At 72.6% G+C, this 23,035-nt stretch carries 19 protein-coding genes; 7 read left to right on the forward strand and 12 right to left on the reverse strand.

From position 1 onward, the window contains the following. The first annotated feature begins 32 nt into the window (after positions 1 to 32). Complete coding sequence (locus APR03_RS12565) at positions 33 to 710, forward strand: response regulator transcription factor (RefSeq protein ID WP_253836099.1); 678 nt, start codon at positions 33 to 35, stop codon at positions 708 to 710. Further along, positions 707 to 1,720: a sensor histidine kinase gene (locus APR03_RS12570; RefSeq protein ID WP_253836100.1), complete on the forward strand. Its 1,014-nt coding sequence runs from the start codon at positions 707 to 709 to the stop codon at positions 1,718 to 1,720. Before APR03_RS12565 ends, APR03_RS12570 begins: the two co-directional genes overlap by 4 nt. Before the next feature lie 20 nt (positions 1,721 to 1,740). Here APR03_RS12570 and APR03_RS12575 read toward each other — a convergent pair whose 3' ends face one another. From APR03_RS12575 to APR03_RS25250, 10 genes are all read right to left on the reverse strand, one after another. Then, entirely contained in the window at positions 1,741 to 2,547 is an 807-nt protein-coding gene (locus APR03_RS12575) for an amino acid ABC transporter ATP-binding protein (RefSeq protein WP_372494855.1), read from the reverse strand. After that, the gene (locus tag APR03_RS12580; RefSeq protein WP_253836101.1) at positions 2,544 to 3,515 is read right to left on the reverse strand and encodes an amino acid ABC transporter permease; all 972 of its coding nucleotides are present in this window, start codon (positions 3,513 to 3,515) and stop codon (positions 2,544 to 2,546) included. The genes APR03_RS12575 and APR03_RS12580 overlap by 4 nt, the downstream gene beginning before the upstream one ends. A 115-nt stretch (positions 3,516 to 3,630) precedes the next feature. Beyond that, positions 3,631 to 4,566 carry an ABC transporter substrate-binding protein gene (locus APR03_RS12585; RefSeq protein WP_253836102.1) on the reverse strand — a complete coding sequence of 312 codons (936 nt, stop codon included), beginning with the start codon at positions 4,564 to 4,566 and terminating at the stop codon, positions 3,631 to 3,633. A gap of 284 nt (positions 4,567 to 4,850) precedes the next feature. Further along, positions 4,851 to 5,027 (reverse strand): methionine/alanine import family NSS transporter small subunit, encoded by a 177-nt coding sequence (locus APR03_RS12590; protein ID WP_253836103.1) that lies wholly within the window; start codon positions 5,025 to 5,027, stop codon positions 4,851 to 4,853. Continuing rightward, positions 5,024 to 6,586, reverse strand: a complete 1,563-nt coding sequence (locus APR03_RS12595; protein ID WP_253836104.1) for a sodium-dependent transporter — start codon at positions 6,584 to 6,586, stop codon at positions 5,024 to 5,026. Before APR03_RS12595 ends, APR03_RS12590 begins: the two co-directional genes overlap by 4 nt. A 55-nt stretch (positions 6,587 to 6,641) precedes the next feature. Beyond that, complete coding sequence (locus APR03_RS12600; RefSeq protein WP_253836105.1) at positions 6,642 to 7,898, reverse strand: D-arabinono-1,4-lactone oxidase; 1,257 nt, start codon at positions 7,896 to 7,898, stop codon at positions 6,642 to 6,644. A 40-nt stretch (positions 7,899 to 7,938) separates the two neighbouring features. Continuing rightward, positions 7,939 to 8,286: an STAS domain-containing protein gene (locus APR03_RS12605; RefSeq protein WP_253836106.1), complete on the reverse strand. Its 348-nt coding sequence runs from the start codon at positions 8,284 to 8,286 to the stop codon at positions 7,939 to 7,941. Positions 8,287 to 8,588: 302 nt separating this feature from the next. Continuing rightward, positions 8,589 to 9,056 carry an aminoacyl-tRNA deacylase gene (locus APR03_RS12610; protein WP_253836107.1) on the reverse strand — a complete coding sequence of 156 codons (468 nt, stop codon included), beginning with the start codon at positions 9,054 to 9,056 and terminating at the stop codon, positions 8,589 to 8,591. Positions 9,057 to 9,119: 63 nt separating this feature from the next. After that, a complete protein-coding gene (locus APR03_RS12615) occupies positions 9,120 to 9,428 on the reverse strand; it encodes a DUF2087 domain-containing protein (RefSeq protein ID WP_253836108.1) in 309 nt (102 codons plus the stop codon). Further along, on the reverse strand, positions 9,425 to 11,356 hold the full coding sequence (locus tag APR03_RS25250) for a M15 family metallopeptidase (RefSeq protein WP_253836109.1): 1,932 nt from the start codon (positions 11,354 to 11,356) through the stop codon (positions 9,425 to 9,427). The genes APR03_RS12615 and APR03_RS25250 overlap by 4 nt, the downstream gene beginning before the upstream one ends. Positions 11,357 to 11,672: 316 nt before the next feature. Between APR03_RS25250 and APR03_RS12625 the strand changes: the two genes are divergently transcribed. The 3 genes from APR03_RS12625 to APR03_RS12635 all read left to right on the forward strand — a co-directional run bounded on the left by APR03_RS12625 (position 11,673) and on the right by APR03_RS12635 (position 13,522). After that, entirely contained in the window at positions 11,673 to 11,939 is a 267-nt protein-coding gene (locus tag APR03_RS12625) for a hypothetical protein (protein WP_253836110.1), read from the forward strand. A gap of 185 nt (positions 11,940 to 12,124) precedes the next feature. After that, positions 12,125 to 12,610: a hypothetical protein gene (locus APR03_RS12630; RefSeq protein ID WP_253836111.1), complete on the forward strand. Its 486-nt coding sequence runs from the start codon at positions 12,125 to 12,127 to the stop codon at positions 12,608 to 12,610. 240 nt (positions 12,611 to 12,850) lie between these two features. After that, entirely contained in the window at positions 12,851 to 13,522 is a 672-nt protein-coding gene (locus APR03_RS12635; protein ID WP_253836112.1) for an HNH endonuclease family protein, read from the forward strand. A 4-nt stretch (positions 13,523 to 13,526) separates the two neighbouring features. Here the strand turns inward: APR03_RS12635 and APR03_RS12640 are convergent, their stop codons facing one another. After that, on the reverse strand, positions 13,527 to 14,069 hold the full coding sequence (locus APR03_RS12640) for a hypothetical protein (protein WP_253836113.1): 543 nt from the start codon (positions 14,067 to 14,069) through the stop codon (positions 13,527 to 13,529). Between the two features lie 270 nt (positions 14,070 to 14,339). On the opposite strand from APR03_RS12640, the gene APR03_RS12645 reads away from it, so the two are divergent. After that, positions 14,340 to 15,899 (forward strand): glycoside hydrolase family 76 protein, encoded by a 1,560-nt coding sequence (locus tag APR03_RS12645; protein ID WP_253836115.1) that lies wholly within the window; start codon positions 14,340 to 14,342, stop codon positions 15,897 to 15,899. Positions 15,900 to 16,019: 120 nt separating this feature from the next. Further along, entirely contained in the window at positions 16,020 to 20,549 is a 4,530-nt protein-coding gene (gene hrpA / locus APR03_RS12650; RefSeq protein ID WP_372494859.1) for an ATP-dependent RNA helicase HrpA, read from the forward strand. A gap of 24 nt (positions 20,550 to 20,573) precedes the next feature. Here hrpA and APR03_RS12655 read toward each other — a convergent pair whose 3' ends face one another. Continuing rightward, a complete protein-coding gene (locus APR03_RS12655) occupies positions 20,574 to 22,955 on the reverse strand; it encodes a hypothetical protein (RefSeq protein ID WP_253836117.1) in 2,382 nt (793 codons plus the stop codon). Positions 22,956 to 23,035 lie beyond the last annotated feature (80 nt).

A 23,035-nucleotide genomic window follows, 5' to 3' on the forward strand; every position in this document is an offset into this window, starting at 1 on the left:
GGTCCACGGCGCGTCCGGCCGTACGCTGAGGCGTGGCCCGAGCCCTCGTGATCGACGACGACGCCACCGTCGCGCAGGTGGTCGTCGCGTACCTGGAGCGCGCCGGCGTGGCCGCGGAGCACGCCGGAGACGGTCCCGCCGCGCTGGCGGCCGCCGCCGCGCGCCCGCCCGACGTCGTCGTCCTCGACCTCATGCTGCCCGGCGTGGACGGCCTCGAGGTCTGCCGGCGGCTGCGGGCCGACCGCCCCGACCTGCCCGTGCTGATGCTGACCGCGCGCGGCGAGGAGGAGGACCGCGTGCTCGGCCTGCGGACAGGGGCCGACGACTACGTGGTCAAGCCGTTCAGCCCGCGGGAGCTCGTGCTGCGCGTGCAGTCGCTGCTGCGGCGCGCGCGTGCGGTGGCGCCCGGCGTGCTGGAGGACGGCGACCTCCGGCTCGACCCTCTCGCCCACCGGGTCACGCGCGCGGGCGCCGAGCTCCAGCTCACCGCGCGCGAGTTCGACCTGCTGCGCTGGTTCCTCGCCCACCCCGGCGAGGTGTACGACCGGGAGGCCCTGCTGCGTGGCGTGTGGGGCTGGGAGCACGGCGACCGGTCCACGGTGACGGTGCACGTGCGCCGGCTGCGCGAGAAGGTCGAGGCCGACCCGTCCCGCCCGACCCGCCTGGTCACCGTGTTCGGCGTCGGCTACCGCTGGGACGCGGCGCGGTGAACGACGTCGCGGGCATCGTCCTGTCCGCCCTCGTGGCCGCGGTGGTGGGGGCCCTCGGCGCCGTCGCCCTGTTCGCCCTGGCCCGGCGCCGGGTGGCCCTGGCGGCCACCCTCGCCCCGCTGGTGGTGGTCGGCGCCGTGGCCACGGGCGTCTACGTGAGCGCGCGCGCCATGTTCCTGTCCGCCACCGACTCGACGATCGTCCTGCTGCTGCTCCTCGCCACGGTGCCGGTCGCGCTCGCGGTCGGCCTCGTGGTCATGGCCCGGATCCGCTCGGTCACGACCGCCGTCGCCGCGGAGCGGGCCGCCCACGAGCGGGACCGCGAGGTCGAGCTGCGCCGCCGGGAGCTGGTGGCCTGGGTGTCGCACGACCTGCGCACGCCCCTGGCCGCGGTGCGGGCCCTCGCGGAGGCGCTCGAGGACGGCGTCGGCCCGGCCGACGAGCACGTGCCCCGGATCCTCGCGGAGAACCGGCGCATGGCCGCGATGGTCGACGACCTGCTCGCCCTGTCCCGCCTCCAGTCCCCCACGACGGCCCCGCACCGCGAGCCGGTGGCCGTGGCCGACCTCGCCTCCGACGCCGTCGCCGCGGCCCAGCCCCTGGCCGACGCCGGTGCGGTCACCCTCGCGTGGGACGTCGCCGAACCCGTGGTGACGGCGCTCGACGCCCGCGACGTCGGCCGGGCCGTCGAGAACCTGCTGGTCAACGCGATCCGGCACACGGGGCCCGGCGGCACGGTACGCGTCACGGTCTCGCGCGCCGACGACGCGGTGGCCATCGCCGTCGAGGACCAGTGCGGCGGCATCCCGGAGGCCGACCTGGACCGGGTGTTCGAGGCCGGCTGGCGCGGCACGGGCGCGCGCACGCCGGAACGCGACGAGGCCCCGGCCAGCAGCGGTGCCGGCCTGGGCCTGTCGATCGTCCGCGGCGTGGCGGAGGCGCACGGCGGCACGGCCACGGTGCGCAACACCGCCGCCGGGTGCCGCTTCACGCTCACCCTGCCGACCTGAGCCCGGCCGGCGCCGGCGCGTCAGAGCACGTGCGAGAGGAAGTTCTTGGTGCGCTCGTGCTGCGGGTCGTCCAGGACCTCCCCCGGCGGACCCGACTCGACGATGACGCCGTCGTCCATGAACACGACGTGGTCGGCCACCTCACGGGCGAACCCGATCTCGTGCGTCACCACGATCATGGTCATGCCGGACTCCGCGAGGTCCCGCATCACCGCCAGCACCTCGCCCACGAGCTCGGGGTCCAGGGCCGACGTCGGCTCGTCGAACAGCATGAGCTCCGGGTCCATCGCCAGGGCCCGCGCGATCGCCACGCGCTGCTGCTGGCCGCCGGAGAGCTGCGAGGGGTAGTGGTCGGTCCGGTCCGACAGCCCCACGCGCTCGAGGAGCCCCGCCGCCCGCTGCCGGGCCTCCCGCTTCGACAGCCCCTTCACCTGCACGGGCGCCTCCATGACGTTCTCCAGCGCCGTCATGTGCGGGAAGAGGTGGAAGCGCTGGAACACCATGCCGATGCGTGAACGCTGGCGCGCGACGACCTTGGGGTGCAGCCGGTGCAGCACGCCCTTGGCGTCCTCGCGGTACCCCATGCGCTCGCCGTCGACGACGACCGAGCCACCCGTGATCTCCTCCAGCTCGTTGACGCAGCGCAGCAGCGTCGACTTGCCCGACCCGGAGGGCCCGAGGATCACGGTGACCGACCCGCGCGCGACGTCGAGGTCCACCCCCTTGAGCACGTGCACGGCCTCGTGGCCGTGCCCGAAGACCTTGTGCACGGCACGCACCGAGACCATGGTCCCGGCGTCGGCCGGTGCGGTGTCCGCGACGCTCATGGCGTCACCTCCTTGGCGAGATCGACCTGCACGGTGCCCGCGGCGGCGATGGCCGCCTGCCGGCCGCCCGGGCCCTTGCCCCGGCCCTTGCGGCCCGTGGTGGTGCCGAACCCGCGGCCGTAGTACTGCTCGAGGTAGTGCTGCCCCACCATGAGGATCGAGGTGATGAGCAGGTACCAGAGCGCCGCGATGACCAGGAACGGGATGGGCAGGAACTGCCGGTTGCCCATGGCGGACGTCGCGTAGGTCAGCTCGAACGTGAGCGGCACCGCGACCACCAGGGACGTGGTCTTGAGCATGGAGATGGTCTCGTTGCCGGTGGGCGGCACGATCACGCGCATCGCCTGTGGCAGGATCACGCGGCGCAGGATCTTGCCGTCCTTCATGCCGAGCGCCTTGGCTGCCTCGGCCTGGCCGGGGTCCACCGACGTGAGGCCCGCGCGCATGATCTCCGCGAGGTAGGCCGACTCGTTGAACGCCAGGCCGAACAGCGCCAGCCAGAACGCCGTCAGCACGTCGTCGGTGCGGAACGAGAAGAACTCCGGACCGAAGGGGATGCCCAGCGAGAGCCGCGGGTACAGCACCGCCAGCAGGCCCCAGAAGATGAGCTGCGTGTAGATCGGCGTGCCGCGGAAGAACCAGATCCACGCCCAGCTCACCCAGCGCATGACCGGGTTGTCCGAGCGGCGCATGATCGCGAGCGTGATGGCCAGCACCACGGCGATGGCCATGGAGCCGAAGGTGAGGATCAGCGTCCACATGACGCCGCGCACCACCACGACGTCGCGCAGGTAGAGCCAGACCACGTCCCAGCGGAAGTTGTCGTTGGTCACCAGGGCGTTGGCCGCCATGGCGGCCAGCACCAGCACCACGGCGGCCGCGACGAGGCGGCCCGGGCGCGGCACGGGCCGCGCGTGGATGCGGTTGGGTACGGGATCGCCGCCCGACGGCGACGTCTGCGTCGTCACGTCACCCATTCCTTTCCTCGAAGGTCCCTCAACGTGTCACCCGAAAAGATGAGTGCACGGTACCCGTAGTCGCACGTCGTGCGGACCACGGGTGCCGTGCACTCGGCGGGCCGGGTCACTCGGCCGGGTTGAGCTCCGCCTCCTCGACGACCGGGTCGGCGCTGCCCCAGGCCGCGAAGACGTCCGCCAGCGTGCCGTCGTCGATCAGCTTCTGGACGGCGGCCTGCACGGCCTCGGTCAGCTCGTCGTCGTCCTGCGCGACCACGATGCCGTAGGGCGCCGCGTCGACGATCTCGCCGACGCTCTCGACCGCGCCGTCGGTCTGCTCCGAGGCGTAGGCCGTGATCGGCGAGTCCGCGTACATGGCCTGGAGCTTGCCGCCCACGAGGTTGGTCGTGACGTCGGCCTGCGAGTCGTAGCGCACGACGTCGATGGCCTCCTCGCCGTCCGCCTCGCACTCCTCGGTGGCCTCGGTGAGTTCCTCGTCCTGGATGGTCGAGGTCTGCACGCCGATCGTGGCGCCGCACAGGTTCTCGGGGTCGAAGTCCTCGGGGTTGCCCGCGGCGACGCCGTACTGCGAGCCGGCCACGGCATAGCTGATCATGTTGGCCTCGGCCGTGCGCTCGTCCGTGATCGTGAAGGACGAGATGCCGACGTCGTACTTGCTGCCGATGGCGGGGATGATCCCGTCGAACTGGGCCGACTCGATCTCGGCCTCGAGGCCGAGCACGGCGGCGACGGCGTGGATCGTGTCGATGTCGAAGCCGACCGGCGTCTTGCCGTCGGCGTCGATGAACTCGGCGGGCGCGTACTCGGTGTTCGAGCCGACCACCAGCGTGCCCTGCTCGGCGATCTCCTCGGGCAGCAGGGCCGCGATGTCCTCGTCGACCTCGACGGTCGACGGGTCGAACCGCGGCGCGGACGCGCTCGCGTCGTCCGAGGCGCCGGTCGAGCCGCCCGACGGCTGCTGCGACGCGTCGGTGCACGCGGTGAGGACGAGGGTGGCCGCGGCGAGTGCTGCCGTGGCGGTCAGGGCGGGAAGCCTACGCATCAGGGGTCTCCTGGTCGGGTGCTGAACGTCTCACGAGGCCCCTCAGACCCGGCAGATCTCTGTCGTCAGGGGAGCAGAGGACCCGACGGCGCACACGGCGCCTCGATTCGAGTCTCACCCAACCGTGACGGGCCCCTTGCGTAAACCCGCAGTTTCGAGACCTATGTCACATTGTGATGAAGGGCATGTTTCTCGTAGTTTTCGCCCCCTCGATCCCAGCCTGACCTGGGACGATGTACGGCCGGTGCCCGCCGGGCACCGGCCGTACGCCATCGAGGGTCGGATCAGGTGTCGTGCTCGACCGGCTCGTCGGGCCGGTCCTCGGGCCCGCCCTCGTGCTCCCAGCCGTGCGGGTAGCTGGTGCGCTCGGGCCGCCGGACGATGGCCACGATGCTCACCGCGAGCCCGCCCCAGACGACGACGAGCGAGACGATCAGGAGGGCGACGGCCGCTCCGGTCATGACTTACCTCCGTAGGTGGGCCAGGCGACGAAGTCGTCCGGGACGACGCGCCACCGCATCAGGCTGAGCACCAGCGCCGCGACGACGAACAGGGCGACGGTGCCCCAGCCCATGAGGTTGAGGTACCAGGACGCGTAGCCCTCGTAGCCCTCGGTGATCAGCGTGACGATGCGCGAGACCAGCATGGCGGTGAGCACCACCGGGCCGAGCACCACGATGCAGAAGGACCACCAGCGGCCCACCTGGATCGTGGACACGCCGTTCAGGTGGAACCGCATCTCCTCGGTGCGCCGCAGCACCCAGCCGATGACCACCGTGGTGATCACGGCGGACGCCACGATGCCGATGTTGTTGGCCCACTGGTCCACGGTGTCGAGCGCGATGAGGCCCGTCGTCGTGGAGAACGCCGTCACCGACAGGATGCCCGCCACGACGCCGATGCGGAGCGCGGCCTGCCGGCGCGTCCAGCCGAACTTCTCCTGGAACGACGCCGAGACCACCTGCAGGATCGACAGCAGCGAGGTGTACCCGGCCATCACCAGCGACCCGAAGAACAGTGCGCCGAACAGCCAGCCGATCGGCATCTGCGAGACGATCGCCGGGAACGTGACGAACGCGAGGATCGGGCCGGTGAGGCCCTCGAGCTCCCCGACGGCGACCCCCTGCTCGTGGGCCAGGAAGCCGAGCGCCGCGAAGACGCCGAGCCCCGCGAACACCTCGAAGCCGGAGTTGGCGAACGCCACGACGAAGCCCGGCGACGTCAGGTTGGCGCGACGCTTCCGGTACGACGCGTACGTGATCATGATGCCGAAGGCGATGGACAGCGAGAAGAAGATCTGGCTGTACGCCGCGATCCAGACGTTGGGGTCGAGCATCGCGCCCCAGTCGGGCGTGAACAGGGCGTCGAGGCCGTCGACAGCGCCCGGCAGGAACAGCGCCCGGACCACGAGCGTGCCGAAGGCCAGCAGGAGCAGCGGCATGAAGATGACGTTGACCTTCTCCAGGCCCTTCGCCACCCCGGCGGCCAGCACCACGATCGTGGCCGCCCACACGAGCACCAGCGGGATCAGCACGGCCGGCACGAAGTCCAGCGTGAACCACGGGTCGGCGCCGCCGACGTCGGCGAGCTGCAGGTAGGTGCCGGTGAAGAACCCTGCCGTGTCGTCGCCCCACTGCAGCCCGAACGAGTACACGAAGTAGCTCAGGGCCCACGCGATGATCACCGCGTAGTACACGGCGATGGCGAAGCAGATCGCCACCTGGAACCAGCCGAGGCCCTCCAGCCACCGCTTGACGCGGCGCAGCGCCAGCGGAGCCGAGCCGCGGAACCGGTGCCCGACCGCGTAGTCGAGGAACAGGATGGGGATGCCCGCCGTCAGCAGCGCCACGAGGTAGGGCACGATGAACGCGCCCCCGCCGTTCTCGTAGGCCACTCCCGGGAAGCGCCAGATGTTGCCCAGCCCGACGGCAGAACCCACCGCGGACAGGATGAAGCCCAGCTGCCCGCTGAACTCCTCACGCTTCGCGGGCTCCGCGGTCGTCCTTCGCGCGTCGCTCATGCCCTGATCCTGAGGGAAATCCGCCCAAAACGCGAGCCCGTACCACTGTCCGGGCTCATCCCGCCAGCAGCTGCCCCACGTAACCGCCCCGGAACACCCCCGCCGGGTCAAGCCGGGCGGCCAGGTCGGCGAAGTCGGCGAACCGCGGGTACCGGCCCCGCAGCTCGCCCACCGGGACGGTGAACAGCTTGCCCCAGTGCGGCCGCGCGCCCAGCGGCAGCAGCGCCGCCTCCAGCTCCGGCAGCACCTCGCGGACGGCCGCCCAGTCCTGCCGCCAGGTGAAGTGCAGCGCCAGGCTGTCCTCCCCCGTGGTGCTGAGCCACTGGTCGTCGCCGGCCACCGTGCGGATCTCCGACGTCAGCAGCAGCGGACCCACCCGCTCCCCGAGCGCCCGCACCGCGCGGACGGCGTCGGGCCCGGCGGAGCGCGGCAGGAGGTACTCCGACTGCAGCTCCTCGCCGAGCGACGGCGTGAAGTCGAGCCGGAAGTGCGGGAGCCGCTCGAACCACGGACCGGGGACACCGCCCTGCTCGGTGCACGCCACCGCCGCGACGTCGGGGAGCGGGTGCATGGCCCGGGTCGCCGGGACGGCCCCGAGACCGGTGGGCAGGGTCGGTGCGGCGCCCACGCCGTCGTCGACACGCGACTTGCACCAGACCATGCGGACGTCCGGCTCGAACCAGCTCGTGAACACGCTGACCGAGTAGGCGCTGCCCATCACGGCGTCGAGGTTCTCGGTCAGCGCGTCCCACGACAGGCCGGTGAACACGTCCTGCCGCACCTCGAAGGCGGGCACGGTGGCGAGCTCGACCCGGGTGACGACGCCGAGGGCGCCGAGGGCCACCACGGAACCCGGGAAGTCGGCGTCGCCGCGGCGCAGGGTGAGCACCTCGCCCGTGGCGGTCAGCAGCTCCACGCCGACGACGTCGCCCGCGAGCGAGCGCGTGCCGTCACCCGAGCCGTGGGTACCGGTGGCGACGGCGCCCGCCACCGAGATGTGCGGGAGCGACGCCATGGCGGTCAGCGCCCGGCCCTGCGCGTGGAGCGCGGGGGCGACCTCGCCGTACCGGAGCCCGGCCCGCACGGACGCGACACCGGTGGCCGGGTCGACATCGAGCGGCGGGCGGCCGTCGTCGAGCAGGTCGAGCTGGACGTGCACGCCCGTCGTGTCGGCGACGTCGTTGAACGAGTGGCGCGAGCCGAGCGCCCGGACGCGGGGCTCGCCGGCGACGATGCCGGCGAGCTCCGCGAGCGTCCGGGGGTGCTCGACGCGTGCGGAGGAGTAGGTGAGGTTCGCGGCCCAGTTCTTCACCGGACCAGGGTGCCACTCCTCGGCGCCGGGCCAGGCCTCGTCAGGCGCTGGCCGCGGCGCTGCGGACCACGGGGATCCGCTGACTGATACCGACCATGTCCAGGACCTCCATCACCACGGCCGACGGCTCGCGCAGGAGCACGGGCGAGCCCGTCTCCTCGCCGAGCACGAACACCTGGAGGATGAAGGCGACGCCGGACGAGTCGATGAACGTGACGTCCCGGGCGTCGACGATGACGGGATCGGGATCAGGTCGTGCGGCGAGCGTGGCCATGGCCGAGCTCGCGTTCTCGCGCAGCAGCGCGTCGATGTCGCCCCAGAGGGTCAGCACCGTGCCCTCGTAGGTCGTGCGGCAGGAGATACCGGATCCCGCGCGGCCGGGAGCCATGTCCTGCGCTGAGTCTGACGGGAGAGGGTCCATGGGGTCATTCGCTCCGTCCTGCATTGGTCGGGCCTCGGCTTCAATTGGACACTGACTGGCACTCACTTGCTTGGGGGGCGCTCACTTGGACACTTCTTGATTCTCTCTGACCCCTCCTTGGTGCAGAAGGGCAAGAATTGCCTAAGACGAGTGTTCACCCGGCACTGGGCTTCCGTCCAGCCCCCCGGCGTTACGGTCACGTTGCACCGCGGAGAACTCGCGCCCTCCGCGGCGTCGCGAACCCGTCCGGCACCCCGCCCGAGCCGGGCTCAGAGGGGGTCGGTCACGTCCGCGACCGTGGCGTCGAGCGCCGACGTGAGGTCGACGGCATCGACCGTGACGCCCACACCGTGAGCGCCTCCGCCGATCGACACGGGCCCCGGCTCGCTGAGCCGGGAGTCCGCGACGACGGGCCACCTGTGCAACGCCCCGAAGGGCGTGATCGTTCCCCGCACGTAGCCCGTGACCTCGAACGCGACGTCCTTGTCCGGCATCGAGAGGCGCGAGACCCCCAGGAGCGCACGCAGCCTGGGCCAGGAGATCTGCCGGTCCCCGGGCACGAGGACGAACAGGAAGTCGTCGTCCGCGCGGCGCACGACGATCGTCTTGATCAGCTTCGACGGGTCGACGCCGCGGAGCGCCGCCGCCTCCGCGAGACTGCCCACCTGACCGTGCCGCGTGATCTCGAACGGGATGCCCGCGGCCTCGAGTGCGGCCACCGCTCGTTCTTCGCTCATACCAGTTTCCTATCCCGAAATCGCGAGTCTGCGATGTCTCACCATATGGTCAAGGTTCGATGGTCACGACTCGTCGTACTCGGTCCGCTCCGTACGCCAGTACTCGGCACCGTCCCGCGTGCGCTGGACCAGGCCCTGGTCCACCATCGCACGACGCAGCCCCACGGGGTCCCTCGCCAGCTCCCGGAGCCGGTCGGTGAGCTCACGCTCGGTCATGGGCTCCAGCAGCACCGGCATCGCCCGGGCGGCCAGGTAGCGCGTCACCGCGAGCTTGTCCCGCCACCGCCGGGGCATCGAGTCCAGCAGGCCCGAGCGCAGGAACCGTCGTGGGTCGCCGGCAGACTTCTCGGCCGACGCGGGTTCTGCCGTCACCCTGCGGTCCCGTCGTCCACGACGTCGAGCTCCTCGTCGTCGGGCTGCTTGGCGGCCGGGGTCGACGTCGTGCTGGTGCCGCCGCCGTCCCCTGCCCCATCCTCGTCGGAATCATCCGTACAGGGGTCGTCGGTCTCCTCGCCGCCGGAACCGTCGCCCGCCCCGGTGTCGCCCTCCGACGCGTCCTCGTCGGTGGCCGTCTTCTCGTCGGTGGCCGTCTCCGTGGCCGTCTTCTCGGTGGCGTCCGGGTCCTCGTCCTCGCACTCGGGCGGTGTGCCGGTGCCCGGGTTGCTCGGCGACGGGCTCGGCTCCGGTTCGCTGGGCGACGGGCTCGGCGACGGCTCGGACGGGGTCGGCGTCGGGGTAGGAGTCGGCGTCGGCGGCTTGGACGGGTCGTCCGGCTTGGTCGGGTCACCCGGCTTGGTCGGCGACGGGTCGGGCGTCGGCTTCGGCGTGGGCTTGGTGGGCTTCTGCGAGGGCGGGTTGTCGCCCGGCCGGTCCGAGGGCTTCGTGTCCGGCTTGTCCTTCGAGCCGCCGTCGCCCGGCTTCGGCTTGACCGGCGGCTTGTAGTGCGGCGTCGCGGAGTCGTCCGGATCGCCGGGCGTCCAGGTGCCGACGTCGGACGGGTCGATGGCGCGGTTCGGGATGGACCCGGCCGCGAAGAACTCGAAGTGCCACGGCTCGGGCTTGGCGCCGTCCAGGCGCGCCCAGGACGGGTTGTCCCAGCCGTAGTCCGGTCCGTGCAGCCGCATCCACACGTACTCGGCGGAGTGACCGCCCGCGATCGGGTTGCCCAGGTCGACCGCGAGACCCCAGCCGTGGTTGGACGTGCCCGGCACCGCCGCGAGGTGCGGCTTGATGCCCGCGAGCGTCACCTGCATCTCGTAGGACCGGTAGGAGTCGGTCATCGGGATCGGGTAGCCGAACTCCTTCTCGAACTCCGCGCTCAGGGCCGTCAGCCGCTCCGCGGCGTCGCAGCGCAGCATGTGCCCGGGCGCGAACTCCAGGGGGCACAGCACGTCGGTCGGGATCCGGCCGTTCGCGTAGCCCAGGGTGGAGCCGCCGAAGATGTCCACGACGTCGAGCAGGCTCTCCCGCAGCGAGAACCCCTCGCGCTCGGTGCCCTCGACCTCCACGAGCGCGTTCGGCACCGACGGGTCCAGCATGTTCGCGAGCCGCACGGCCGCGATCACCACCTGGTCGTAGGTCACATAGCCGGCGGTCGGGTCGGCATCGTGCGGGTCGATCACCGACGTCAGCTCGTGGGAGACCTCGACGGCGGGCGCGGAGTCCTCGGGGGCCGGGTCGTTCGCGCCGGACTCCTCGTCCGTGTCGTTGTCCGCGTCCCTGTCAGCATCCTTGTCCGGGGCCTTGTCGGCGTCCGTGTCCGGGTGCTTGTCAGCGTCCTTGCCCGCAGGTGTGTCCGCGTCGTCGTCCGCCACGGAACCGCGCGCGACGGGCGCGTCCTCGATGCGCAGGCCCTCGTTGTTCTCGCCGAACGCGAGCTGCTGCATCTGGTACGTCGTGTAGAGCATGCCGAGCTCCGCGGCGGCCTGTGCCACGGCGGGGCTGAACGCGGCGCCCTGCTCCTGCGCCATCTGCTCGGCCCGCTCCAGGACGGCGACGATCTGGCTCAGGGTGACGCCGTCCGGTGCGGTGACCGTCTCCCCCACGCTGACGTTCTCGACCAGGCCGTAGAGCCGGATCGGCGGTGCGCCGCCGTCACCCGGCTGCCCGGACCCCGGCACGCTCGCGGACGCGGTGAACAGCACTGCGGCGGCGATCCCCGCCGCCACGGCCCCGGTACCGACGGTGCGGAGCAGACCACGGAGCCCGCCGCGCGAGGCGACGAGGCGGTAGCTCCCGGGAACGGCGTGCGAGAAGGTACGGAGGAAGCCCGGACCGGCCTTCTTCGCCTCGTCGCTCACACGTCATCCCCTCGGTCGGCGCGCGACCCTGCGGTGCGCGGTACGTGCCGTTCGGATACTGCTACAGGACTATCACGTTCAGGTGAACTCAGGTGGCGTAATTTTCAGCCGCCCGATGAACCACGCCCCCGAGGAGAAGACGCGCGCCGCCGTCGCCGGTGACGCCCTTCGGGTGTCTAGGGTAACGATTCGGGCGTACCGCGCAATGGTCTCTTCCAGCACAACCCGGGATGCACCACACTGTCCCGGTCCGTACGGGCGCGCTCGCGTCCGCCGTCGAACGGCCGGAACAGTGGCCGTGAAAGGAAGTCCCACCATGTCCGAGACTCCCTCCGCACCCGCCGCCCCGGGCGCGGTCCAGGACCCGCAGGCGAACACCCTGGCGATCGTGGGCTTCGTGCTCGCGTTCCTCGTCTCACCGATCGGGATCATCGTCTCGGCGATCGCCGTCTCGAAGGCGGGCAAGGCCGGCCTCGACAGCAAGCTCGCCAAGTGGGGCCTCACCATCTCGATCGTGATCACGGTGGGCTACCTGGTGCTGGTGGGCCTGGGCATCTGGGCGACGCTCTCGATGACCGCCTGACGTGACCGCCTGACATGACCGCCTGACGCGCCCGGCTTCCGCGTCGGCGACGGGCCGCTGCTCCTGCGGGAGCGGCGGCCCCTGCTGGTTCACGGCTTAATACCGGGCTATCCAGGACCATTCGGATACTCCAGAATATGCCGTGACATATCCATCAATCCTGCAACCAGGGGAGCTCTACCGTCATGACCACGCCCGACACCACGACCCCGGCGACCCCGCCCTCCGAGGCCCCGCTCGACGAGAGCACGACCACGGCAGGCGCCGAGACCGTGGAGCCCGCCGCGGCGGAGGTGACGTCGGAGGCGCAGGCGGACACCCAGTCCCTCGCGACCGAGACCGCCACGACGCCCGCACCTGCCGCCGAGGCGCCCGCAGGGACCGCCGTCGCCACCGCCGTCGCCACGGAGACCGCGGTCGCCTCCCTCGCGGCCGAGGACGAGGAAGAGGACCCGCAGACCACGGTCTTCAGCCTCGTCACGTTCTTCCTCGCCGCGCTGCCGGTCATCGGCGTCGTGCTGAACGCGATCGCCGTCGCCCGTGCGGGCAAGGAGGGCTTCGACCTGTGGCTGGCTCGTTGGGGTCTCGCGCTCGCCATCCTCGAGACCGTGGGCGCCCTCGCCCTCGTGGCCCTCGGCTACTGGCTGGGCTTCGCCACGGCGAGCGCCTGACCACGCCCGAACGCACGCCGGCCCGAAGGTCCCCTTCGAGGCCATCGGTCCGGCACGGCTCCCTCACGGAGCACGTGTCGAACCGATCGTCTCGAAGGGGACCTTCGTGCGTGGCCGGGGCGGGGGTGGAACGGACCCAACGGGTGAAATTTCGGTTATCGTCACATAGTGGTCATACAGGAGCCATCGCCCGAGACCACCATGTTTCACGCCCGGTCGGTCTCGAGGAAGGTCTGTCCCATGTCGCAGCTCCAGCCGGCCGCCCGGCGCGGTGTGCGTACCCGGCACGTCATCGCGGCCGCCCTGGCGCCCGCGCTCGTCGCACTCCTCCTGCTGGTACCCGCCGATCCCGCCGGCGCCTACCCCCCGGACCTGCCTTCCAAGGCCGCCGCCCAGACCGAGCTCGACGGGCTCACCGTGCAGGCCGAAGGCGCCTCGGCGCCCTACGACCGGGACCTGTTCCCGCACTGGATCACCGTCGACGGGTGCACCACCCGCGAGACCGTGCTCCAGCGGGACGGGGACGACGTCGAGGTCGGCAGCGACTGCTACCCGACGTCGGGCAGCTGGTACAGCGAGTACGACGGCGAGACCCGCACCGCGCCCGCCGACATCTCGATCGACCACGTGGTGGCGCTGGCCGAGGCCTGGCACTCGGGGGCCGACGGCTGGACGACGGCCCGGCGGCAGGACTTCGCCAACGACCTGACCGGCCCGCAGCTCATCGCGGTCACCGCCGAGGTGAACAGCTCCAAGAGCGACAAGGACCCCGCGGAGTGGGTCCCGCCGCTCGCGAGCAAGCGGTGCGCCTACGCGAAGATGTGGATCCACACCAAGGCCCGCTGGGACCTCACGGTCGACGCCGCGGAGAAGTCGGCACTGCAGCCCCTCCTCGACACCTGCTCCTACTGACGTGTCAGACCCTCAAGTCGTTCCGGCGCCCTGAGGGCCTGACACGGACGTGCTGCAGGGCGGCGTAGAGCTCGCGTTCCGCGTCGCGCACGGCGAGGTAGGCGTCCTGGCAGGCCGCATACCCGGCGCACGCGACGTCGAGCACCGCGACCGCGGCGCCGGTGACCACCTCCACCGCCGCGGGCGGGACGACGCCCGCATCGGGGAGGTCCGCGGCGGACCGCTGGGCCGCCCGGAGGTATGCCGTCCCGGCAGCGTGCACGGCCTGCCCCTCCTCGAGGGCCGCGGCGTAGGTGTCCAGCACGTCGGCTACCGCGGCGAAGCCCGGCGCGCCGTCCCGGACGCCGCGGGCGCCGACACGGAGCTCGATCGGGTCGCCGTCCGGCACGCGGAAGACCGGGGCGTCCCAGCCGGCCGCCGCCGCGCGCAGGTCCTGGACCAGGCGGGCGACCCGATCCGGGTCGACGGTCTGCTCGAGGTCCAGGCGGGCGCGGCTCAGCCCGTCGATCCGGTTCTCGCACAGGGCGACGAGAGCGCTGTACGTCATGTCGGCCCGTCGGCACCCGTCGTGCTGCCAGCCATCCCGTTCCCCCCTCGTCGCGGTGCACCCCACCGGGCTCCCGGCAGCCTAGGCGCGGGCGAGCCGCCACGACATGGGGAGCGATACCCATGCCGGCCCGGCCCTTGACGCGCCACCCGTTCCGGGTGAATCTGGTCCGGGCCGCGGCACCGTCGCCGCGCCCACCGCTCCACCGCTCTACCGACCCGTACGCCCGCGGACGTTCCGCGGCAGCCAGGACGAGCACAGGGAGATCCGATGACACCGCTGTCAGAGCTCGGCACCACCCCGACCCGCGCCACCCGCGGACGAACCCGGCGCCGCGCGGGCCGCGCCGTCGTCCCCGCTGTGGCGGCCGCCCTCGCCTGCCTGCTCGCCGCGCCTTCGGCCGCCGTCGCCGAGCCCGACGACGCACCCCCCGCGACCGGCCCGGCCACCACGGCGGCCGCAGCCGCCGAGATCTGCGACATCTACTGCGACGCCCGCGACCCCGCGAGCGCCCAGGGCGACCGCGTCCCGGTGAGCGCGACGCTGCACGGCCGCACGCTGCGCCTGCACGTCTCCGACCCGGACGTCATGGGCTGGGGCTCCGTGGACGGGGGCCGGGCCGGCGACGAGGTCTGGCTCGACCGGTCGTTCGACGGCGGCCGGACGTGGGCGTCGGGCAGCCGGCTCGGCCTCACGAGCGTGCCGACGGGCGCCACCGGCTGGCGCACCCAGATGTACAACGTGGACGACTGGGCGAACGCGGGTGTCGGCGCCCTGCGAGCGTGCAGCAAGGCGGTGGACCACCCGGAGATCGCCTGCACCGGCTGGGCGCGCAACGACCGCAACGCCTGGAGCCGGTCGACGGCGGCCGCCACCTCGCTGATGATGCTGTGGGACCGGAACACCGGCCTGTTCGAGACCAACGGCTGGTGGACGGGGGCCAACGCGCTCACCGCCGTCGTCGACAACGCCCGGATCACCGGCATGGGGAGCTACCGGTACGCGATCGCGGGCACGTACGACAAGAACGTGAACGCTCGGGACGGCCAGTTCCGCAACGAGTACCTGGACGACACCGGCTGGTGGGGCCTGGCGTGGATCGCGGCCTACGACCTGACCGGCGACAGCCGGTACCTGAGCACCGCCCGCGCCGACGCGGACCACATGCGCCGGTACTGGACGGGCACGTGCGGCGGCGGCGTGCAGTGGAACACCGGCATCGCGTACAAGAACGCCATCACCAACGAGCTGTACATCCAGCTCAACGCGGCGCTGCACAACCGCATCCCCGGCGACACCACCTACCTGCAGCGGGCCCGGGAGGGCTGGGACTGGTTCCGGGGCAGCGGCATGATCAACTCGGGCAACCTGGTGAACGACGGGCTCGACGACTCGTGCGCGAACAACGGTCAGCCCACCTGGACCTACAACCAGGGCGTCATCCTGGGTGCCCTGGCCGAGCTGCACCGCGCCACCGGGGACGGCGCGGTGCTCGACGCCGCGCGGCGGCTCGCCGACGCGTCGACCACGTCCGGCTATCTCAACCCGGGCGGGATCCTGCGCGAGGTGAACGAGGGCGACGACTGCAGCAGCGACGGTGCCTCGTTCAAGGGCGCCTACGTGCGCGGCCTGGGCAGGCTCAACGCGGCGCTCGGCGACCGCCCGTACAGCGCGTACCTCGACCGGCAGTCCGACGCGGCGTACGCGAACGCCCGCGACTCGCTGAGCATGTACGGCCCGCACTGGGCAGGGCCGCTCGTGCGCCCGGCCACGGGGCACGGGTGCCAGCACGGCGCGCTCGACCTGTTCAACGCGGCCGAGGCGAGCTGACCGCACGGCGACGTGTCAGACGCACAGGCCACCCCGGTGACCTGTGCGTCTGACACGCGAACAGGGGGAAATCGAGGGCCGGGGCAAATGGTCTTGCCGGGCCTGGGAGAATAGGGGGTTGTGAGTAGCGAGCCTTCTTCCACCCCGGTGTCCGACGGCGACCCCGGCCGCCCGGGCGGGGGCCGGAACCGCAGGCGCGGGTCACGGCGGCGGACGGGCGAGCAGTCCGGCCCGCAGGGCCGCCGGCAGCAGCGGAGCGGCCCGCAGCGGGTGACCACGGCCCAGCTCGAGGCCGCCGCCGCGCGCCGCGGCGCCGTCGACGTCCCACCGATCACCTACCCCGCGCAGCTTCCCGTGTCCGCGCGGCGCGAGGACATCGCGGCGGCGATCCGCGACCACCAGGTCGTGATCGTCGCGGGCGAGACGGGGTCCGGCAAGACCACCCAGATCCCGAAGATCGCCCTGGAGCTCGGCCGCGGCCGGCAGGGGCAGATCGGGCACACCCAGCCCCGCCGGCTCGCGGCCCGCACCGTGGCCGAGCGCATCGCCGAGGAGCTCGGCACCCAGCTGGGCGACGTCGTCGGCTACCAGGTGCGGTTCACCGACCAGTCCAGCGAGCGCACGCTGGTCAAGGTGATGACCGACGGCATCCTGCTCGCGCAGATCCAGCGCGACCCGCAGCTGCTGGCCTACGACACGATCATCATCGACGAGGCGCACGAGCGGTCCCTCAACATCGACTTCCTGCTCGGCTACCTGTCGCGGCTGCTGCCGCAGCGGCCCGACCTCAAGCTCGTCATCACGTCGGCCACCATCGACTCCGAGCGGTTCGCCGCCCACTTCTCCCCCGCCGCCCTGGCGCAGCGGGGCGGTGCCCCCGAGTACGTGACCGACGTGCTGCCCGACCAGGCGCCCGTCGTCGAGGTCTCGGGGCGCACGTACCCGGTCGAGATCCGCTACCGGCCGCTGTCGCCGGACGAGAACGAGGACGGGACCGAGGCGGCGCCGTCCGCCCGGAAGAAGGGCAGGGCGCGGGGCGCCGAGGAGAAGGACCTCGTCACCGGCATCATCGAGGCCTGCGACGAGCTGCTGCTCGAGGGCGACGGCGACATCCTCGTGTTCCTGTCCGGCGAGCGCGAGATCCACGACACCGCCGACGGCCTGGCCGGCCACTACAAGGAGCGCGTGCGCGACCCGAAGCACCCACAGCACATCGAGGTCATGCCGCTGTACGCGCGGCTGTCGAGCGCCGAGCAGCACCGGGTCTTCCAGCAGCACGCGTCGCGGCGCATCGTGCTGGCCACGAACGTCGCCGAGACGTCGCTGACGGTGCCCGGCATCCACTACGTCGTCGACCCCGGTACGGCGCGCATCAGCCGGTACTCCAAGCAGACCAAGGTGCAGCGGCTGCCGATCGAGCCGGTGTCGCAGGCGTCGGCAAACCAGCGCAGCGGCCGCTCCGGCCGTGTCGCCGACGGCATCGCGATCCGCCTGTACTCGCAGGAGGACTTCGAGGGGCGGCCCGAGTTCACCGAGCCCGAGATCCTGCGCACCTCGCTCGCGTCGGTGCTGCTGCAGATGATCTCGGTCGGCGTGGTCGGCACGCCCGACGACGTCGCGCGCTTCCCGTTCGTCGAGGCGCCCGACACCCGTGCGATCCGCGACGGCGTCCAGCTCCTCACCGAGCTCGGCGCGCTCGAGGAGGCGGACGGCGTCACGCGGCTCACCGAGACCGGCCGCACCCTCGCGCAGCTCCCCATGGACCCGCGGCTGGCCCGCATGGTCATCGAGGGTTCGCGGCACGGGGTGGCGCGGGACGTCGCCGTCGTCGCCGCCGCGCTGTCGATCCAGGACCCCCGCGAGCGCCCCGCCGAGCAGCGCGCGCAGGCCGACCAGCTCCACGCCCGGTTCGCGGACCCGCGCTCCGACTTCCTCAGCTACCTCAACCTGTGGGAGTACGTGCGTGAGCAGCAGCGCCTGCTGTCGGGTTCGGCGTTCCGCCGCCTGTGCAAGGCGGAGTACCTGAACTTCCTGCGCATCCGGGAGTGGCAGGACGTGGTGGCGCAGCTGCGGGACATGGCGCGGCCGCTCGGCATGGACATGTCGCCGCGACCGGCGCCGCCGCTGGTGGTGGGCGCCGTCGGCGCTGCGGCGGACGTGCCGGGGCAGGAGCCGCAGCAGGTCTCCTACCGGCACGGGTGGGACGAGGACACGATCCACCGGTCGCTGCTGGCCGGGCTGCTCTCGCAGATCGGGATGCAGGACACCGGCGAGGTGAAGGCGTCCGCCGTCGCGCACCTGCGGGGCGAGGCCCGCGAACGTGCGCTGAAGCGCGCGAAGAAGCAGGCGCGCAACGAGTACGTGGGCGCCCGCGGCGCGCGGTTCGCGATCTTCCCCGGATCGCCGCTGTCCAAGAAGCCGCCGGGATGGATCATGGCGGGCGAGCTCGTGGAGACCAGCCGCCTGTGGGCGCGCGACGTGGCCCGCATCCAGCCGGAGTGGGCGGAGGAGCTCGCCGGGCCCCTCGCGAGGCGCACCTACTCCGAGCCGCACTGGTCGAGCAAGCAGGGTGCCGCGATGTGCACCGAGAAGGTGCTGCTGTACGGCGTGCCCATCGTGTCGGACCGGCGCGTGCTGTACGCGAAGGTGGATGCGGAGGCGGCACGCGAGATGTTCGTGCGCCATGCGCTGGTGCAGGGCGAGTGGACCACCCACCACCGTTTCTTCCACGACAACCGTGCGCTGCTGGAGGAGGCGGGCGAGCTGGAGGCGCGCTCGCGGCAGCGTGGTCTGGTGGCCGACGAGGACGACCTGTTCGCCTTCTACGACGAGCGGGTGCCGGACTCCGTGGTGTCGGCCGCGCACTTCGACCGCTGGTGGTCGCGGGCCCGGCGGGAGACACCGGACCTGCTCACCTTCACCATGGAGCAGCTGGTCGGCGACGCCACGGTCGACACCGCACAGTTCCCCGAGGCGTGGCCGCAGGGCGAGCTCTCCCTGCCCCTCACCTACCAGTTCCAGCCGGGTTCGGACGCCGACGGCGTGACCGTGCACGTGCCCGTCGCCGTGCTCGCGCGCGTGGTGCCCGACGGGTTCGACTGGATGGTGCCGGGGCTCCTGGAGGAGCTCACGGTCGCCACCATCAAGTCGCTGCCGAAGACGGTGCGGCGCGAGCTGGTGCCCGCCCCGGACGTGGCGCGCGAGGTCGTGGCCTGGATCCGCGCCGAGACCCCCGCCTGGGAGGACGTCGTGCGCGCCGGTGACATGGCGGAGCCGTACACGGCGGCGTTCGCCCGGGCCGTGCGTGCGGTGCGGCACGTGGTGGTGCCGCCCGAGGTCTGGGACGATGCCCGGCTCGAGCGGATGCCGCCGCACCTGCGGGTCACGTTCCGCGTGGTCGAGGAGCGCGGCACGGGGCGGTCGGCGACGTCCGTGGTCCTGGACGAGTCGAAGGACCTGCTGCTGCTCCAGCGCACGTTGGCCTCGCGCGCCGAGGCCGCTGTGCGGTCCGCGGTGCGCGGCGCCGTCGGTGCGGCGCTGGCCGAGGCCCGGGCGGCCGCCGGGGCCACCGCTCCGGCACCCGGGTCCCGGGCCGAGGGTGCCGGCGCCGCCCCCGCGACGGCGACGCCCTCCGCGGTGGCGCAGCAGCGCGCGGGCTCTCCCGCGGCCGACGGCGTCGTCGTCGGCGAGCAGGCCGGGCTGACCACCTGGCCCTCCGGTCTGCCCGACGGCGGGTCGCTGCCCGGCTCGGTGTCCACCGACGTGGGCGCCGGCATGGTGGTCCGCGGCTTCCCGGCGCTCGTGGAGGAGGTGGCACCCAAGGTCAAGGGCCAGGCCCGGACGGTCGGCGTGGCGCTCCGGATCCTGGCCGACGAGCACGCCCAGGCCGCTGCGCACGCCGCGGGGGTGCGGCGGCTGCTGCTCTCCGAGGCCGCGCTGGGCACCGGCCGCATCACGTCGCGCTGGACGGGCACGCAGTCGCTGACCATGGCGGCCTCGCCGTACCCCAGCACGGACGCGCTCGTCGCGGACCTGCAGCTCGCGGCCGTCACGTCGCTGACCTCGGGTGCCGACCAGACCCGGTACGACACACCGCCGGGCGGACCCGACGCGGCGCAGGTGCGGTCGGCGTCGGCCTACGCCGACGCGCTCGCGTTCGTCCGCCGGCACCTGGAGGACGAGGTGCATCGCGTGGTCGGGCACGTGGTGGCCACGCTGTCGGCGAGCCGGACGCTCGAGGCGGAGGTCCGCGCGTCGGGCAGCCTGGCCCTGCTGAACACGCTGCAGGACCTGCGCGAGCACCGCGCGTCCCTGGTCCACGACGGGTTCGTCGCGCAGACGCCCCCACGGCGGCTCCCGCACCTCGCCCGGTACCTGCGCGCGGACTCGCACCGCCTGACCAAGGCCGCGGAGAACCCGGCGCGCGACGCCGACCTCGCCTGGCGGATCGGCGACGTGTCCGCGGCGTACGAGAAGGCGCAGGCGACGTACGCGGCCGGGACGCCGGACGCCGCCCGCGCGGCCGAGCTCGCCGACGTGCGCTGGATGCTGGAGGAGCTGCGCGTCTCGCTGTTCGCGCAGCAGCTCGGCACGGACGGGCCGGTCAGCGAGAAGCGGATCCGGAAGGTGCTGACGCCGGGCGGGTGGTGACGCCGGCCCGCCCGGCCTCCGCGGTCAGTACCGGTAGGCCGCCCGGCCACCGGCGCTCATGAGCGTGCGCCCGCCCTTCTTCACGAGCACCACCTGGACGGCTGTAGCACGCGGTTTCGACGACGTCGAACCTGCGGCGGCACCGTTCCGCGCCCAGCCGAGCCACCCGACGCCGGCGACGTGCACCCGGTAGTAGAGGTCGTACCGCTTCGCCATCTCGCCGGTGAGCCGCATCTTGTACGCCGACGTGCCCTTGGCCTGGTGATAGGTGCCGGCCACCTGGTTGTTGCCCACGTACGGCCGCCAGCTCCCCTGCACCTTGGCGGACACCTGCACGCCGCCGGCGTACGTACCGTCGACGCGCACCCGCAGGGCGTTGAGCCGCTGCGTGGTGCTCGGGTATCCCGAGGTCAGCCCGCCCACGACACCGGGCTTCCACCCGGACTGCCGGAAGTACGGGCGCACGCTCACCTGGTTCTGCGTCCCCTTGTCGTAGTACGGCGCGTTCCCCGAACCGGACGCAGTGACGCGGGTGCCCCGGGGCAGCACCCGGATCTGGACCGCCTCGATGCGGTAGCCGAACCGCGTGGCGCCCGCGCTCTCGCCGTTCTTCGCCCAGCCCAGCCAGCCGAATCGCGGCACGTAGGCGCGGTACCAGACGTCGTAGGAGGCGGCGAGCGGTCCCGCGGGAGCGATCCGGAAGGCCTCCAGCCGGCGGTTCTCGCCGACGCTGCCGACGTAGCGCACCGTGTCCTTGCGCTTCAGCCCCTCCCAGCCCCGCCCCTGCACGTACCCCTTCATCTCGAACCACAGGGCCACGTCCGAGCTGGACCCGTCAGCCGCAGGCGGCAGCACCGACGTGATGTAGGTGCGCGACCCGGGACGGGCCATCAGCGCCTGGATGGCCCGGCCGCTACCCGGCCTGCCCAGGACGTCACCGTCCTCGGTCGTGCAGTAGCAGAAGCGGTTCTCCCACCGGCCGCCCACGGCGAGCGCCCCGTACTCGACGTGCATCCCGTCGCGCGAGCGCACCGTGAACGGCGTCGACGTCACCGACCTGGTCTTCATCCGCGGGCCGTGCGCCGTGACCCGCACGGCGACGCGCCGTCCGACGTCGGCGGGCGGGCTCAGGTACTCCTTGCGCGTGGCGCCCTTGATCGCCACGCCGTCCCGGAGCCACTGGTAGGTGTAGGACGCCGCCGTCGGCGAGAAGCGCGAACCCCGCGCCTCGTAGTACGCGTTGTAGCTCGGGTGCGAGCGGTCGCCGCTCCACATCCGCGAGACCACCGTCGCGGTGCCGCCCGAGTACGAGCACGCCGACGCGCAGATCCGCGCGGTCCGGGAGACCGGCGTCGCACCGGGGTACTGCGTGTACTCGACCCGGAGGTCGCGGAACCCCGTGCCGAGCAGGCTCGAGCTCACGAGCACGGACTTCGTGCGCGTGTCGAAGCGGGTGCGCGCGACCTCGGTGGTGCCGGCGTACAGCGTGACCTCGTCGCGGACCGAGGACAAGGACGAGTCCGGCAGGTCCGCCGTGAGCGTGAGGTCGAGCGGCACCAGACCGTCACCCGGCTGCGGGTCCTGGGGCTCCGCGACCGACACGGCAGGCGGTGCCGCCTGCGCGCCGCCGGACGCCGCCACGTCGAAGCTGCGCGTGGCCATCGGGCTCCGGAGGCCGGTCTCGTCGATCTCGACCACCTGCAGGTGCTGCACCCCGGTGGACGTCGGCAGGACGGGGACGACGACGTTCTCGCCGGCCGGCACGGTCGTCCAGCTGGCGGGCTCACCCCTGGCACTCGTGGTGACGCCGTAGGCGAACGACTTCGCGTCGGCGCTCACCGGTCCCGTGATCAGGAAGGCACCCCGGACACCGAGGCCCCCGCGTGGGACGTCCGGCGCGGCGTAGACGGCATCCGCCCCGATGACCGGGAGCACGGAGGGTCCGCGGTGCGCGGGGTACCGGAGGAGGAAGGCGCAGCCCAGCGCCGGCCCGGTCTGGGCGCCGTCCGCGCTCCGTGCCCGGACGACCACGCTGTTGACGTCGTTGTCGGTCAGGCCGTAGACCGAGGCCTCGATGTCGAGGGCGCCGTCGACGACCGAGACGTCCCCTGCGGCCTCCAGCCCACCCGCTGCGTCCATGAGCTCGACCCGCGCACGCGTGACCGCCGGGTCGTCGAACGTCGCTCGCACGGTGAGGCGCCTCGCACCGTCGAGGATGATCGTCACCGGCTCCGCGCCGCACGCCTGACCGTTCAGCGCGATCCCGGTGGGTGGCGGCAGCTCCGCTCCTGCCGCGGCCGCCGGCACGGGGACCAGCGTGGTCGCGACGAGGGCAGCGCCGACGAGCACCGCGGCGGCGCGCGCTCGCCGGGCATGCGGTCGTGAGCGCGAGAACGGAACAGACACCACAGCAACCCCTGTCGTCGTGCGAGCGGACCAAGGCTAGGGACGGCCCGTCACCCCCACAACGCATCGGGCGGGAGTTC

This window comes from Promicromonospora thailandica, from assembly GCF_024171955.1.
In the GTDB taxonomy this organism is placed as follows: Bacteria; Actinomycetota; Actinomycetes; order Actinomycetales; family Cellulomonadaceae; genus Promicromonospora; species Promicromonospora thailandica.

What these genes read in the sequence shown, in the direction of transcription:
- APR03_RS12605 (WP_253836106.1), bottom strand. Translation starts at nt 8,286, where the DNA reads ATGGCTCCCGGCCGCGCGGGATCCGGTATCTCCTGCCGCACGACCTAC.
- APR03_RS12595 (WP_253836104.1), bottom strand. Translation starts at nt 6,586, where the DNA reads ATGAGCGACGCGCGAAGGACGACCGCGGAGCCCGCGAAGCGTGAGGAG.
- APR03_RS12590 (WP_253836103.1), bottom strand. Translation starts at nt 5,027, where the DNA reads ATGACCGGAGCGGCCGTCGCCCTCCTGATCGTCTCGCTCGTCGTCGTC.
- APR03_RS12625 (WP_253836110.1), top strand. Translation starts at nt 11,673, where the DNA reads ATGTCCGAGACTCCCTCCGCACCCGCCGCCCCGGGCGCGGTCCAGGAC.
- APR03_RS12575 (WP_372494855.1), bottom strand. Translation starts at nt 2,547, where the DNA reads ATGAGCGTCGCGGACACCGCACCGGCCGACGCCGGGACCATGGTCTCG.
- APR03_RS12635 (WP_253836112.1), top strand. Translation starts at nt 12,851, where the DNA reads ATGTCGCAGCTCCAGCCGGCCGCCCGGCGCGGTGTGCGTACCCGGCAC.
- APR03_RS12585 (WP_253836102.1), bottom strand. Translation starts at nt 4,566, where the DNA reads ATGCGTAGGCTTCCCGCCCTGACCGCCACGGCAGCACTCGCCGCGGCC.
- APR03_RS12640 (WP_253836113.1), bottom strand. Translation starts at nt 14,069, where the DNA reads ATGACGTACAGCGCTCTCGTCGCCCTGTGCGAGAACCGGATCGACGGG.
- APR03_RS12630 (WP_253836111.1), top strand. Translation starts at nt 12,125, where the DNA reads ATGACCACGCCCGACACCACGACCCCGGCGACCCCGCCCTCCGAGGCC.
- APR03_RS12645 (WP_253836115.1), top strand. Translation starts at nt 14,340, where the DNA reads ATGACACCGCTGTCAGAGCTCGGCACCACCCCGACCCGCGCCACCCGC.
- APR03_RS12610 (WP_253836107.1), bottom strand. Translation starts at nt 9,056, where the DNA reads ATGAGCGAAGAACGAGCGGTGGCCGCACTCGAGGCCGCGGGCATCCCG.